The sequence below is a fragment of the Micromonospora sp. NPDC005172 genome (assembly GCF_040608555.1).
GTDB lineage: Bacteria > Actinomycetota > Actinomycetes > Mycobacteriales > Micromonosporaceae > Micromonospora.
Genome location: NZ_JBEXIL010000034.1, coordinates 22,091 through 36,147, shown reverse-complemented (window position 1 = coordinate 36,147; position 14,057 = coordinate 22,091). Strand labels below are relative to the sequence as shown.

The window sequence follows — 14,057 nt, the reverse complement described above, 5'->3', positions numbered from 1 at the left end:
TTTTGCGCATCTCGCCGGTCCTATTCTGACTGCCGGGTTTGTCGCAAAAGGGGGTTCAGGGTGCGCGCAGGTAGCACGGGGGCGACGGGCCGGCGGCTCCGGCCGACCGGATGGAAGCCGTGACGCGGGTCAGCTCGACCGCGCGGGCGGCAGGGATCGTGACAGTGGTGGTGGCGGCGCTGCTCGGCTCGGCGTACGTGCTGGGCCGCAGCCTCGTCCCCGACCAGCCGCAGCGGCACGCCACCGGCGTCACCACCGACGCCGACGGGCCGCACTACGCCGACCAACCACCCGAGCGGCCGTCGGCCGCGAGCCCCAGCCCCAGCCCCAGCCCCAGCGCCAACGCCAGCCAGAACGCCGCCGGTCCCACCGAGGCCGGCCAGGACGGCACGGGCCGCGACGCCGGCGGCGACAAGCTGTTCGGCGCCCACACCGGCACCGGCACCGCCCGACTCGCGCTGACCTTCGACGACGGTCCAGACCCGCGCTACACACCGCAGGTCCTCGCGACGCTGCGCGAGTACGACGTCAAGGCCACGTTCTGCGTGGTGGGCGAGAACGCCCAGGACCACCCCGACCTGATCCAGGCCATCGTCGCCGACGGCCACACGCTCTGCAACCACTCCTGGCACCACGACGTCACGCTGGGCAACCGGTCCGCCGACCAGATCCGCGCCGATCTGGTACGCACCAACGAGGCGATCCGAGCGGCCGTGCCGGACGCCCCGATCGTCTGGTACCGGCAACCCGGCGGCGCCTGGACCTACCCGGTGGTGTCGGTGTCCCAGCAGCTCGGCATGACCCCTCTGCACTGGTCGGTGGACCCGTCGGACTGGCAGGCGCCCGGCGCCGACAAGATCGCTTCGACGGTGCTCGCGCAGGCGCGAGCCGGGGGCGTCGTGCTCATGCACGACGCCGGCGGCGACCGGCAGGGCACTGTCGACGCGCTGCGCCGAATCCTGCCCGAACTCAGCGCCCGGTACGAGCTGGAGGCGCTGCCCACCGACCCGACGTGAGCCGGTCATCCTCCTCCGGCGACGGGTCCAGGGCGCTACTCGGCAGACAGTCCGGGACGCACGGGACGCAGCGGCTACGGTGACGGGATGAGCAGCGCGGAGCCGACCAGCGACCAGGTGACCCGGACCGACCGACTGTCCCCCACGGAGATCGCCGGCGTACTGGCCCTGGCCCGCACGGCGGGCGACACCGATGGCGCGGACCCGCTCGACGAGCACGTCCTGCTCCGCCTGCGCGACCCGGACGCTCCGGCCGTGCACCTGCTGGCCCGCGCGGACGACGGCACCCTGACGGGGTACGCGCACCTGGACACCACCGACCCGGTGGACGGGATCGGGGTGGAGCTGGTGGTGCACCCGGCGTACCGGCGGCGGGGCACCGGCCGGGCGCTGGCCCGAGGTGTGCTCGCCTCGGCGACCGGACCGTTGCGGGCGTGGGCGCACGGCGACCACCCGTCGGCGGCGGCACTCGCCGTGGACCTCGGATTCACCCGGACCCGGGTGCTCTGGCAACTCCGCCGGCCGTTGGCGGCGCCGCTGGGCGAGCCACGCCTCCCCGACGGGGTGGTGCTGCGCGCGTTCCGGCCCGGCGCGGACGACGCGGCATGGCTGACTCTGAACGCGCGGGCCTTCGCCGAGCACCCCGAACAGGGCCGGTGGACCTCGGACGACCTGCGGGTCCGTCTGGGCGAGCCGTGGTTCGACCCCGCCGGCTTCCTGCTCGCCGAGGAGACCGCGACCGGCCGGCTGCTCGGCTTCCACTGGACGAAGGTGCACGAGCGGCCCGGGTCGGCCCGCATCGGCGAGGTGTACGTGCTCGGGGTCGAGCCGACCGCACACGGCGGTGGCCTCGGGCGGGCACTGACCACGGCGGGGCTCGCGTACCTGCGGGACAAGCGGGGTCTGGACCGGGTGATGCTCTACGTCGACGACTCGAACACCGGGGCTGTCGCCCTGTACGAACGACTCGGATTCGCCCGATGGTCCGCGCACATCAACTACCACCTGGGCTGAAGGCCGGCCGTAGCGGGCTGGCAGAACCTCACCATGGTTCTGCCAGCCCAGACGAGGAAAGCACCACCGTTCAATGGGGTGGGGCTAACACCCGCAAAGCGCCAGGAGATATGCCTGCCAATTGCGGTGTGGCTGCGGCTCCGCCGTGCCGAACCAGGGCGTCTCAGCGATCTGCATCAGGCCTAACATTCGCTATTCACATTACCCATTTGATCACCCTGCAGATAGATTCCACTAACCCAACCGTGGCCACCATTCTTCAGATCAATCAGAATCCAGTACTTGTTCGTGTAGCCAAGATCCTTGACCGTCTGACCAATGACGTAACACTCAGCGGGGTAGCTGTTGGAGGCATAGATCTTGCCAACAACGGAGGCGCTGGTGCTGGTATTGGATCGAACATTCGCATCATGCCAGGCCCACACCGTGTAAGGTGCCGCGAGGGCAGGCGTTCCTGTAGCGATCAAGCCCAGACTTACAGTGGCAGCACTTACCGCCATGGCCCGCGGAATCTTACTAATCACCTTCATTGCAATATCCTTCCCTCGCGTTCGCCTTGAGATAGGATTACCACCCCAGACGGGAATGTCAATGAATGGGTCGGGGAGCATTCTCTTACGGTTCTCTTCATCCCATCGCAGCCTCGCATTAAGCGCGGGTTCATCTCCATGTACGAGCAGCGCTTCGACGCTGGAGGGTCGGATGGAACGATCGAAAAGTCGCCGATTCGACATCCACGCTGACAGGACAACATCCAGATCCCACGACCAGCCAACACCTAGGGGGTCAGGATTTAACCCAGCGCGGGGACGAGGCAGAACCGATTGCGAAGCCGCCCGAGTCTGAGGTTCCGGCGCTCGCCGCAGTGGTCAGGTCGCCGGCTGGTCACGAAATGTGTCGGCGAGATAACAGCGTACTAGAAATATAACCATACTTCCGACAGGTGCATCGCAGTTCACTTAACGGACAACTCACCCTCAGCGAGCGGTCACCTCAGGGGCCGCACGTGTTCACCTCGCGTTCACTCGCGACCGGCGAACCGGCTACCTGGCACTTCTAACTTTCGTGTCAGCCGGTCAGTGCCGGTCCTCGGCCCCCGGGATCGGGGCGCCAAGTCAGACGCGAAGGGAAACCCCTCAGGTGAAGCTCCAGCGGTACGGCACTATTGCCTGCCTCGCTCTTGCCGCGACGCTCGGCCTCAGTGCATGCGGCTCGGACAACAACGAGCCCACTTCCGGCGCCAGCGCCTCGGGCTCCGCCGCCGCGGTCGACTGCGGTACCGGCACGGTGAACGCCCAGGGCTCGTCGGCCCAGAAGAACGCCATGGCCGAGTGGATCAAGGCCTACCAGCAGAAGTGTGCTGGCACCACCATCAACTACGAGGCTTCCGGCTCGGGTGCCGGCATCCAGGCGTTCATCGCCGGGACCGCCGACTTCGCCGGCTCCGACTCCGCGCTCAAGCCGGAGGAGCAGCCGCAGGCCGACGCCAAGTGCGCCGGTGGCAAAGCTCTCAACCTGCCCATGGTGATCGGCCCGGTCGCGGTCGTCTACAACGCCGGCAGCGGCGTGGACAACCTGCAGTTCAAGCCGGCCACCCTGGCGAAGATCTTCGCCGGCAAGGTCACCAAGTGGGACGACCCGGCCATCAAGGCGGACAACCCGGACGCCAAGCTTCCGTCCGCCGCCATCCAGACGGTCCACCGCTCGGACGAGTCGGGCACTACCGACAACTTCACCAAATACCTGTCGAAGACCGCCGAGTCGGACTGGACCTTCGGCAACGCCAAGGCGTGGAAGGCCCCGGGTGGTATCGGTGCCGCCAAGTCCGACGGCGTGGCCAGCAAGGTCAAGAGCACGGTCGGCACGATCAGCTACGTCGAGTGGTCGTACGCCGAGAACTCCGGCCTGAACAAGGCCAAGGTGCAGAACGGTGCCGGCGAGTGGGCCGCGCTGACCGCTGAGTCGGCCGGCAAGACCATCGCCGGGGCGAAGATCGATGGCCAGGGCGACGACCTCAAGCTATCGATCGACTACAACACCAAGGAGGCCGGGGCCTACCCGATCGTCCTGGCGACGTACGAGATCGTCTGCAGCAAGGGCCTCGCGGCCGACAAGCTGAAGCTGGTCAAGGGTCTGCTGAGCCACGCCGCCAGCGCTGAGGGCCAGAACTCCCTGACCGACCTCGGCTACGCCCCGCTGCCCGAGACGGTCCGCACCAAGGTCGAGACCGCGGTAAAGAACCTCTCCTGACCCGACCCCACACCTCCGCAATCGAATCGAGCGAGCAGATGGGTGAAACCCCTCACCGCTCGGCCGACGCCGGCACCGGTGGGACGCGCGTGACCGAAAGTCACGAGTGGCCCGCCGGTGCCTCGGCGCGTGAGGCCGAGGCACCAGTCAGCACCCGTTTCCCGGGCGGCACCGGGCTGGGCGGCGGCGGCGACACGCTGCCCCGTAACCGGAAGTTCGGGGCCGAGCGGGCCTTCCGTGGCCTAACCCTGGCTGCCGGAACGACAGTGTTGGTCATCATCGTGGCCATCGCGGTCTTCCTGGTCGCGAAGGCGATCCCGGCACTACGCGCCAACTCCGCGAACTTCTGGACCTTCGAAGGCTGGTTTCCGAACGACAGCCCGCCCACGTTCGGCATCGGCGCACTCGCCTTCGGCACCGTGCTCACCGCCGCCCTGGCGCTGCTCATGGCCGTACCTGTGGCAATGGGCATCGCGCTCTATCTCTCCCACTACGCTCCGCGCAGGCTCGGCAACAGCCTCGGCTTCCTGATCGACCTGCTAGCTGCCGTACCCAGCGTGGTGTTCGGCCTCTGGGGTCGCGACTACCTCATCGGCCCGGTGTCGGACCTCTCTGTCTGGCTCAACAAGTACTTCAGCTGGATCCCGATCTTTGGCGGCGACGGCCCCTACGGCAACTCGATCCTGCTCGGTTCCCTGGTACTGGCCATCATGATCCTGCCGATCGTCACCTCGCTCACCCGCGAGGTGTTCCTTCAGACGCCGAAGGCCAACGAGGAAGCCGCCATCGCACTGGGTGCCACGCGTTGGGAGATGTTGCGCACCGCGGTGCTGCCGTACGGCCGCCCCGGCATCATCGCCGCGGTCATGCTCGGCCTCGGCCGCGCGCTGGGCGAGACCATCGCGTTGGCGTTGACCCTCGGCTCCACCTACGCCATCTCGTTCAACCTGCTCGAGTCCGGTGGTAACACCATCGCGGCCAACATCGCCAACCGGTTCGCCGAGGCGAACGAGACCGGCCGGGGCGCCCTGATCGCCTCTGGCCTCGTGTTGTTCGCGATCACCTTGATCGTCAACATCATCGCGCGGGCGATCATCTACCGCCGCCGGGAGTTCACGGAGTCCGCCGCATGACCACAACCGTCACCTCCCACCGCACCCGGCCGCCGGCCCAGCCGGCTTCACTGCGAGCCCGGCGGCTGCCCTGGTACGCGGCACCGGTCATCGCCGTGGCGGCCCTCGCACTCTCCGCCGTGATCGTCTACGGCGCCGACATCGGCGGACCGGTCCTCGTCGTCGTCCTCGGCGCGATCCTCTACCTGGCCGGGCTCTTCGCTGCGGCCAACGTGGTCGAGGGGCGTCGGTCGGCCCGCAACCGCACCTGGAGCGCGCTGATCCACTCCGCGTTCGTGCTGGCGGTTCTGCCGCTCATCTCGGTCGTCTGGACGCTGGTCAGCAAGGGCACCGAGCGGCTGGACGGCAACTTCTTCCAGACCTCGATGAACAACATCGGGGCCCGGGACGCCAACGGCGGCGCGTACCACGCGATCGTCGGCACCCTGGAGCAGGTCGGCATCGCCACCCTGATCACCGTCCCGCTCGGCGTCCTCTGCGCGATCTACATCGTCGAGTACGGGCGGGGTCGGTTCGCCTTCGCGATCCGGTTCTTCGTGGACGTGATGACGGGCATCCCGTCGATCGTCTCCGGCCTCTTCGTGCTGGCGTTCTGGGTGCTGATCGTGTCGCCGTGGTTCAACGGCGGCCGGCCGAGCTTCTCCGGCTTCGCCGCCGCGCTGGCCCTTGCCGTACTGATGCTGCCTACCATCGTCCGGTCCACCGAGGAGATGCTCCGCCTCGTGCCGGCCCCGCTGCGTGAGGGCGCGTACGCGCTCGGCGTACCCAAGTGGAAGACAATCCTGCGGGTGGTGCTGCCCACGGCGCTGCCCGGCATCGTCACCGGCGTCATGCTCGCGATCGCCCGCGCGGCCGGCGAGACCGCACCGGTCCTGCTCGTCGCCGGCGGTGGCGCCGCCATCAACACGAACCCCTTCGAGAACAACCAGTCGTCGCTGGCCCTCTTCGTCTACCAGCAGGCCGGCGAGGCGTCGAAGTACGCGCCGGCACGGGCGTGGACCGCGGCACTCACCCTGGTCGCCCTCGTGCTCATCCTGACGATCGCGGCGAAGCTGCTGGCCCGTCGCAACAGGCTCAGCCGATGAACCCCGGAGGTACCACCATGGCCAAGCGCGTCTCCGCCTCGAACGTCACCGCGTACTACGGCGGCTTCAAGGCGATCGAGAACATCAACCTGACCGTCGAGCCGAAGACGGTCACCGCTCTCATCGGGCCGTCCGGCTGCGGCAAGTCGACGTTCCTGCGGTCGATCAACCGGATGCACGAGGTGCTGCCGGGAGCCCGCGTCGAGGGCAGCCTGACCATCGACGACCAGGACATCTACGACCGGGACGTGGACGTCACCGCGGTCCGGCGCACGATCGGCATGGTCTTCCAGCGGCCGAACCCGTTCCCCACCATGAGCATCTTCGAGAACGTGGTGGCCGGGCTGAAGCTCAACGGCGTCCGGAAGAAGTCGATCCTGGAGGACGCGGCCGAGAAGGCCCTGCGCTCGGCGAACCTGTGGGACGAGGTCAAGGACCGCCTCGGCAAGCCCGGCGCGGGCCTCTCCGGCGGTCAGCAGCAGCGGCTGTGCATCGCCCGGACCATCGCGGTCGAGCCGCAGGTCGTGCTGATGGACGAGCCGTGCTCGGCCCTGGACCCGATCTCCACGCTGGCCATCGAGGACCTGATGTTCCAACTCAAGGACAAGTTCACGATCATCATCGTGACCCACAACATGCAGCAGGCCGCGCGGGTCTCGGACCGGACGGCCTTCTTCTCGATCGAGAAGACCGGCGACCCGGGCCGGCTCATCGAGTACGACAACACCCAGAAGATCTTCAGCAACCCGAGCGTGAAGAAGACCGAGGACTACATCACCGGCCGCTTCGGCTGAGCCGGTCACGCCCGCTCACCGGCGCCCCGCCCTCCCGGCGTGGGCGCCGGTGCCGTTCCCGGCACCGCCTCAGCACCCGACGTGTCACCCGAGGACGAAGCGGGGTTCGCCGTTCGGCGGCAGGTCCAGGCGTGGGGTGACCGGGGTGGCGGCGTCCCGCTGAGCTGCCGCGCGGGCCACGCCGGCCAGGTCGCCAGCGGCCACCACTTGGGCCAGCGTGACCAGCGTCGGTGGCAGCATGGTCAGCTCACCGGCCTGTGCCCGGGCCAGCGCATCCGCCGGCCGGATCCACAGCGTATGGTCGGCCTCGCCGGAGACGTCGCGGGTCCGCTGTCCCGCCGGCAGCAGGGCGACGAAGAAGTACGTGTCGAAGCGCCGTGGCTCGAACTCCGGAGTGACCCACCGGCTCCAGGGCAGCAGCAGGTCCGACCGCAGGGTGAGCTGACGGTTGGCGAGCAGCGCCGCGAAGCCCAGCCGGCGACCCTCCAGGTCCTGCCGGGCCGCTTCCCAGTCGTCGCCGCTCACGTCGCCCACCACGGTCGCCGGGTCCGGGCCGGCGAGCAGCACACCCGCCTCCTCGAAGACCTCCCGCGCGGCGGCGCAGACCACCGCCCGGGCCGCGTCTGGGGGGACGCCGAGGCGGCCTGCCCACTCCTGCGGTGTCGGGCCCGCCCAGTCCAGGTGTGCCTCCGAGTCGGAGCGGTCCACCCCGCCCCCGGGGAAGGCGTACATCCCGCCGAAGGTCATCGCGGCGACGCGGCGGATGACGTACACCTCGAAGTCGGTGTCGGTCGGACGCAGCAGCAGCACCGTGGCCGCGACCCGGGGCACCGCCGGGGTGCCGCCCTCGGCCCGGAACCGGCGGGCGTGCTCGACCAGGGCGGCCGGGGCGGCGAAGCCGTCGCTGTCGCTCGTCATGCCGCGAGCCTAGTTCCCCGGCCAGTCGGCGCAGGCGGGCCGGCCCCGCCCAGTCGGCGCAGGCGGGCCGGCCCCGCCCAGTCGGCGCAGGCGGGCCGGCCCCGCCCCCCCACACATCCTTTGCTCTGCTTCAACCCAGGCAACAAAAATCCCCGGCACTGTTGCGTCGGCTGAAGCAGAGCAAAGGGCGTAGGTGAGGGGTGGCCCGGCCGGCGCGGCGCGCGGTGCGCAGTGTCCGGCGCGCGGCCTCGGCGCAAGGCGCGGGGCGCGGGGCGCGGGGCGCGGGGCGGCCAGGAGCGCGCCGAGGTCCCGACGGATGAGCTGGGCGGCGGCCAGGCAGCGGGCGGTTCACGTCGCTCAGCTAGCGTTCCAGCATGACTCGTTGGGGCATCCTGGCCACCGGCCACATCGCCAGCCGTTTCGCCGAAGACCTCCGGCTGGTGCCGGACGCCGAGCTGGTCGCGGTCGGTTCCCGCTCCGTCGACAGCGCGCAGCGGTTCGCGGACACCTACGGCGCGCAGCGGGCGTACGGCTCCTGGGTGGAGCTGGCCGCCGATCCGGAGGTCGACGTGATCTACGTGGCGACTCCGCACGCCGCGCACCACGAGGCGGCACTGACCTGCCTGACCGCCGGCCGGGCGGTGCTGCTGGAGAAGCCGTTCACCCTCGACCTTTCCACCAGCACCGAGCTGGTGGACGCCGCCCGCGCCGCCGGGGTCTTCCTGATGGAGGCCATGTGGATGAGGACGAACCCGCTGATCCTGCGGGCGGTCGAGTTGATCGCGGACGGGGCGATCGGCACGGTGAGCAATGTGCGGGCCGACTTCGGGGTGGCCGGACCGTTCCCGCCGGAGCACCGGATGCGCAACCCGGCGCTGGGTGGGGGCGCGCTGCTCGACCTGGGGATCTACCCGATCAGCCTGGCGCACCTGCTGCTGGGCGTGCCGCAGCACGTCCGCTCCTGGGCGCACCTCGGCCCGGAGGGGACCGACGAGAACACCGGCATCCTCTTCGGGTACGACAGCGGAGCGGTGGCGACGTTGAGCTGCGGCATGGTCGGTGCGAGCTCGTTGGCCGCCTCGGTCACCGGCAGCAGCGGCCGTATCGACCTGCCGGAGCCGTTCTTCCGACCGGCTTCGCTGACCCTGCACCGGGACGGCGCCGAGCCCGAGACGATCACAGCCGAGGAGGCCGGCAACGGCTACCAGTACGAGGCGATCGAGGTGGGGCGCTGCCTGGCCGCCGGGCTCACCGAGAGCCCGCTGGTGCCGCACACCACGACCCTTGAGGTGATGGCCCTGCTGGACACGGTCCGCGAGCAGATCGGCGTGCGCTACGAGTGAACGCGAAAGGCCCCCCGGTGTCCGGGGGGCCCTGTCACGCGTCGGGTCCGGTCAGCCGAACAGCGGCCGGACCAGCAGGTAGGTGACGCAGGCGATCAGCGCGGAGGCCGGGAACGTGATGATCCAGGCGATCACGATGTTGCCCGCGACGTTCCAGCGAACCGCCGAGAGCCGCTTCGTCGCTCCCACGCCCATGATCGCCGAGGTGATCGTGTGGGTCGTGGAGATCGGGGCCTTCAGCACCAGGGCGTTGAAGTAGAGCACCGCGCTGGCCACCGTCTCGGCGGCGAAACCCTCCGGCGGCCCAAGGTCGATGATCTTACGACCGAGGGTACGGATGATCCGCCAACCACCGGCGTACGTGCCGAGGGCCAACATCGTCGCCGAGGTCCAGAAGACCCAGCCCGGGATGTGCGTCTTGCTCTCCTGGAAACCGCCGGTGTAGAGCGCCAGCACCACGATGCCCATCGTCTTGGCGGCGTCCTGCATGCCGTGGCCGACGGACATGGCGGCGGCGGAGACGGTCTGCGCGTGGCGGAAACCCCGGTTGAGCCTGCCCGGCTGGCCCTTGCGGAACAGCCAGAGGAGCGCCAGCATCAGCAGGTAACCGAGGGTGAGGCCGACGATCGGCGAGAGCACCATCGGCAGGATGACCTTCTCGCCGATGTTGCCCCACTGCACGAGACCGCCCGTCGACAGCAGGGTCGCGCCGACCAGACCGCCGAAGAGCGCGTGCGAGGACGACGACGGCAGGCCGAAGTACCAGGTGATCAGGTTCCAGGCGATGGCACCCAGCACCCCGGCGAAGACCACCCCGAGGCTGCTCACCCCCGTGGGGAGGGTGACCAGGCCGTCGCCGACGGTCTTGGCGACCCCGGCACCGAAGTGTGCGCCGAAGAAGTTGCCCACCGCGGCGAGGCCGAGGGCGATCCGGGGTGTCAGCGCCCGGGTGGAGACGCTTGTCGCGATCGCGTTGGCAGCGTCGTGGAAGCCGTTGGTGTAGTCGAACGCCAGGGCAACCGCGATCACCGCCAGCACGGCGATGAGTTCGGGAGTCACCGGTTCAGGACTCCTTGACCGCGATGGTCTCGACCGTGTTGGCCACGTGCTCGAAGGCGTCGCAGGCGGCCTCCAACTCGTCGGCGACCTCCTTCATCTTCAGCACCGTCAACGCGTCGTACTCGCCGGAGAAGAGTCGGACGAGCAGCTGCCGGTTGATCCGGTCGCCCTCGTTCTCCAGTCGGTTGCACTCGATCCAGTAGTCCTCGAGGTCCTTCATCGACTGCAGCCGGGGCATCGCCTCGGCGGTCAGCTTGGCCTGCTGGTCGAGCACGTTGACCATTTCGTGCAGCTCGCGGGGCAGCGCCGGCAGCTCCGTCAGCCCGTACAGGTAGAGCAGGTCGCCGACCGCCTCCAGGTGGTCCATCACGTCGTCGAGCAGCGAGCCCAGCCGGTAGATGTCCTCCCGGTCGAAGGGCGTGATGAAGGTCGAGTTGATCTTCTTGTACAGATCGTGCGTGATCTGGTCGCTGTCGTGCTCGACCTCGGTCAGGCGCTCGCTGACCGACTGCACGTCGACACCGGGCAGAGCCAGCTCGTTCAGCAGCGCCGTGCCCCGGACCAGGTTCTGCGCGGCCCTGGTGAAGAGCTCGTAGAAGGCGCCCTCGGTGGGGCGGAAGGAAAACTTCACAGCACAGACCTCGTCGCGTCGGTGGAAGGGTGGCGGCGTCCGTAGGCGTCCGCTCGGTGAATGCTAGGAAACGCCAGAACCGCAAATTCCCCGGCCCACCCCTGGCCAGGCCACATTCACCGGTCGTTCATCTGCTGTTCATCTCGGGCGTCCCAACCGTCCCCGCTCCCCCAGCGGCCAATCGCTCACGCTCGTGCGCGACGTCGAAATCGGCAGGCGGATACCCCAGACCGAGCGTGTCGAACGTCTCACGGAGCAGGTGGGCCACGGCCCAGTCCCGGTACCACTTGCGGTCCGCCGGCACCACGAACCACGGCGCGACGTCCGTGCCGCACCGGCTCAGGGCCTCGGTGTACGCGGCCTGGTAGTCGTCCCAGTGCGCCCGGGAGTCGACGTCCGACGGGTTGTACTTCCAGTGCTTATGGGGGTCCGTGAGCCGTTCCAGCAGCCGCTCGCCCTGCTCGGCGTACGAGATGTGCAGCATCACCTTCACGACGGTCACCCCGTCGTCGACCAGCTCCCGCTCGAAGGAGTTGATCTGCTCGTAGCGCGCCCGCCAGGTCGCCTTCGGCACCAGGGCGCCGACCCGGGCGATCAGCACGTCCTCGTAGTGCGAGCGGTTGAACATCCCGACGTACCCGGGCGGCGGCAGCTCGCGGCGAATCCGCCAGAGGAAGTCGTGCCGCAGCTCCTGCGGGGTCGGCGGTCCGAACGAGCGGATGTGCAGGCCCAGCGGGTTCATCGCGCCCGCCACCCGCTTGATCGTGCCGTCCTTGCCACCGCAGTCCATGGCCTGGAGCACCAGCAGCACCCGGCGCGCCGGGTCCGCCGAGCCGGCCTTGGCCATCGCGAACAGCATCTCCTGCTGCCGACCCAGCTCCTCGCCGATCAACTCCACCTGCGTACGGGCCCAGGTCTTCCGGCGCTCGCCGATCGCCTTGGCGTCCGGCAGGCCGGGCGTGGACCGGGGGTCGATCGCGGCGAGATCCACGGGCGCGGTGACCCGTAGCAGATCCCGTACGGACCCGCCGTGGGGTGCCACGATCCGCTCGCCCTGCTCCTGCCCGCTTTCGCTCATCCTCGGATCATCGCCCACCCCCGCACCTTCCGCCCGCCGAGGCCCACCAGGGCGGCCCCTCGTCCGTCGCGGGCCGCCACGAGTGACCAGCCCGCCGTCACGTCCGGGGCCACCGGCACGTCCGGTTGGTTGGAGGATGTACGCCAGGGCACCTGGCGAGCGGGGAGGGTGGTGGGTCGTGCGGGACCTGGCGACGGAGTTCGAGGTCGAGCGGGGGCGGCTGCTCACGGTGGCCCACCGGATGCTGGGCAGTCGCAGCGAAGCCGAGGACGCCGTGCAGGAGACCTGGCTGCGGTACGCCGGCGCCCTCGCCGACCCGGCCGCCCGCGCCGAGATCCGCGACCTCTCCGCGTGGTTGACCACCACCTGTGCCCGGCTCTGCCTGGACGTCCTGCGCTCGGCTCGGGTCCGTCGGGAGGCGTACCCCGGGCAGTGGCTCCCGGAGCCGGTCGTGAGCCCGCTGCACGGCGGCGTGGCCGGCGGTGGGTATGCCCCCGATCCCGCCGAGCGCGCGGTCCGCACCGACCAGGTCGGCACCGCCCTGCGGGTGATGCTGGAACGGCTCGCGCCCGAGCAGCGGGTCGCGCTCGTGCTGCACGACGTGTTCGCGGTGCCGTTCGCCCGGGTGGCGGACGTCCTGGGCACCAGCGAGGTGGGCGCGCGGCAGCTCGCCTCCCGGGCTCGGCGGGCGGTCACCGCACCGGATGCGCCCCGGCACACCGCCGACCCGGCCGAGCAACGGCGTGTCCTCGCGGCATTCGTGGCCGCCACCGAGTCCGGCGAGCTGGACCCGCTGCTGCGGGTGCTCGCGCCGGACGTGGTCCTCGTCGGCGACGCGGGTGGGCACTTCCCGACGGCTCTGCGGCCGGTGGTCGGGGCTGACGCGGTGGGTCGCCTCACGCTCGGCCTGTTCGGCCGGACCGGCCGGTACGCGCAGCGGGTGCGGGCACGTTCGGTGCTCGTCGACGGCGCCCTGGGCTTGCAGATGGAGACGACGCACACCGACGGGAGGCAGATCCGGCTGGTCACCGCGTTCACCGTGGACGACGGCCGGATCACCGGCATCTTCAACCAGCTCAACCCGCTGAAGCTGACCGGCCTGCCGCCGCTGCTCGACGACGACCGGTGGCCGCCGCGCTGGTGAGCCGCTGCCGGCTCAGACCACCAGGGCCAACCATTTGCGGTACGACGTGGCGAACGGCTCGGTGCCGTCGCCGAGAGCCCCGTACAGCCACCGGGCCGCCGCCTCGGCCTCGACCACCACGTCCTCCGGGTAGCCGAAGCGGGCCCGGTGCTCGGCGAACTCGTCCTCGTCGAGCAACTCCACGAGGCCGGTGGCCCGCCGTCGGACCACGTCCAGGTCGAGGTCGATCAGGTGGACGGTGTCGTCGGACTCCCAACGGGCCGGCGTGGCGATGTCGCAGTAGACCTCGCTGGTGCGCGGCGGCGGGTTGAACATGCACGTCCACCAGGCGTGGTGGGGCACCAGCAGGACGAAGGGGATCTTCTCCACCGACGGACGGCCGTGGTAGACCGATTCGGTCCCGAAGGGGACGCCGAGCCAGACGCCGAGGTCGTCCTCCGCGAGGCGACGGGCCGGGTAGTCACGGTGCGCGCTGCCGTCGTACTTGCGGTAGATCACTCGGACCACGTCGCTCGGCATGATTCGCACCCTAACCGATACCGCCCACACGTCGTAGCGCAGCCGTAACGCGACAGGTGGGTGCGCGCCACGC

At 69.8% G+C, this 14,057-nt stretch carries 14 protein-coding genes; 8 read left to right on the top strand and 6 right to left on the bottom strand.

Annotated elements, in window-relative coordinates; genetic code table 11:
- Positions 1 to 110 precede the first annotated feature (110 nt).
- Together ABZV06_RS22135 and mshD are read left to right on the top strand one after the other, a co-directional pair.
- Positions 111 to 1,016: a polysaccharide deacetylase family protein gene (locus ABZV06_RS22135; RefSeq protein WP_355623768.1), complete on the top strand. Its 906-nt coding sequence runs from the start codon at positions 111 to 113 to the stop codon at positions 1,014 to 1,016.
- 87 nt (positions 1,017 to 1,103) lie between these two features.
- On the top strand, positions 1,104 to 2,030 hold the full coding sequence (gene mshD / locus ABZV06_RS22130; RefSeq protein ID WP_355242595.1) for a mycothiol synthase: 927 nt from the start codon (positions 1,104 to 1,106) through the stop codon (positions 2,028 to 2,030).
- A 182-nt stretch (positions 2,031 to 2,212) separates the two neighbouring features.
- On the opposite strand, the gene ABZV06_RS22125 is transcribed toward mshD, so the two are convergent.
- A complete protein-coding gene (locus ABZV06_RS22125) occupies positions 2,213 to 2,560 on the bottom strand; it encodes an SH3 domain-containing protein (protein ID WP_355242592.1) in 348 nt (115 codons plus the stop codon).
- 610 nt (positions 2,561 to 3,170) lie between these two features.
- Between ABZV06_RS22125 and pstS the strand changes: the two genes are divergently transcribed.
- The 4 genes from pstS to pstB are packed head-to-tail and all read left to right on the top strand — an operon-like array spanning position 3,171 to position 7,292.
- A complete protein-coding gene (pstS, locus tag ABZV06_RS22120) occupies positions 3,171 to 4,280 on the top strand; it encodes a phosphate ABC transporter substrate-binding protein PstS (RefSeq protein WP_355242589.1) in 1,110 nt (369 codons plus the stop codon).
- A 38-nt stretch (positions 4,281 to 4,318) separates the two neighbouring features.
- Positions 4,319 to 5,413, top strand: a complete 1,095-nt coding sequence (pstC, locus tag ABZV06_RS22115; RefSeq protein ID WP_355242586.1) for a phosphate ABC transporter permease subunit PstC — start codon at positions 4,319 to 4,321, stop codon at positions 5,411 to 5,413.
- Positions 5,410 to 6,498: a phosphate ABC transporter permease PstA gene (gene pstA / locus ABZV06_RS22110; RefSeq protein WP_355242583.1), complete on the top strand. Its 1,089-nt coding sequence runs from the start codon at positions 5,410 to 5,412 to the stop codon at positions 6,496 to 6,498. Before pstC ends, pstA begins: the two co-directional genes overlap by 4 nt.
- Positions 6,499 to 6,515: 17 nt before the next feature.
- On the top strand, positions 6,516 to 7,292 hold the full coding sequence (gene pstB, locus ABZV06_RS22105; RefSeq protein WP_099848932.1) for a phosphate ABC transporter ATP-binding protein PstB: 777 nt from the start codon (positions 6,516 to 6,518) through the stop codon (positions 7,290 to 7,292).
- Between the two features lie 84 nt (positions 7,293 to 7,376).
- On the opposite strand, the gene ABZV06_RS22100 is transcribed toward pstB, so the two are convergent.
- Positions 7,377 to 8,210: an NUDIX hydrolase gene (locus tag ABZV06_RS22100; RefSeq protein WP_355623765.1), complete on the bottom strand. Its 834-nt coding sequence runs from the start codon at positions 8,208 to 8,210 to the stop codon at positions 7,377 to 7,379.
- Between the two features lie 374 nt (positions 8,211 to 8,584).
- Here ABZV06_RS22100 and ABZV06_RS22095 point away from each other — a divergent pair, with 374 nt between their 5' ends.
- Positions 8,585 to 9,553 carry a Gfo/Idh/MocA family oxidoreductase gene (locus tag ABZV06_RS22095; protein WP_355623762.1) on the top strand — a complete coding sequence of 323 codons (969 nt, stop codon included), beginning with the start codon at positions 8,585 to 8,587 and terminating at the stop codon, positions 9,551 to 9,553.
- A 51-nt stretch (positions 9,554 to 9,604) separates the two neighbouring features.
- Here ABZV06_RS22095 and ABZV06_RS22090 read toward each other — a convergent pair whose 3' ends face one another.
- The 3 genes from ABZV06_RS22090 to ABZV06_RS22080 form a co-directional block, all read right to left on the bottom strand.
- Positions 9,605 to 10,612 (bottom strand): inorganic phosphate transporter, encoded by a 1,008-nt coding sequence (locus ABZV06_RS22090; protein ID WP_355242574.1) that lies wholly within the window; start codon positions 10,610 to 10,612, stop codon positions 9,605 to 9,607.
- Between the two features lie 4 nt (positions 10,613 to 10,616).
- A complete protein-coding gene (locus tag ABZV06_RS22085; protein ID WP_007465788.1) occupies positions 10,617 to 11,243 on the bottom strand; it encodes a DUF47 family protein in 627 nt (208 codons plus the stop codon).
- Between the two features lie 127 nt (positions 11,244 to 11,370).
- Positions 11,371 to 12,321: a PPK2 family polyphosphate kinase gene (locus ABZV06_RS22080; RefSeq protein ID WP_355623759.1), complete on the bottom strand. Its 951-nt coding sequence runs from the start codon at positions 12,319 to 12,321 to the stop codon at positions 11,371 to 11,373.
- Between the two features lie 178 nt (positions 12,322 to 12,499).
- Here ABZV06_RS22080 and sigJ point away from each other — a divergent pair, with 178 nt between their 5' ends.
- On the top strand, positions 12,500 to 13,465 hold the full coding sequence (gene sigJ, locus ABZV06_RS22075) for an RNA polymerase sigma factor SigJ (RefSeq protein ID WP_355242567.1): 966 nt from the start codon (positions 12,500 to 12,502) through the stop codon (positions 13,463 to 13,465).
- Positions 13,466 to 13,477: 12 nt separating this feature from the next.
- Here the strand turns inward: sigJ and ABZV06_RS22070 are convergent, their stop codons facing one another.
- Positions 13,478 to 13,984: a DUF402 domain-containing protein gene (locus tag ABZV06_RS22070; RefSeq protein WP_355242564.1), complete on the bottom strand. Its 507-nt coding sequence runs from the start codon at positions 13,982 to 13,984 to the stop codon at positions 13,478 to 13,480.
- Positions 13,985 to 14,057 lie beyond the last annotated feature (73 nt).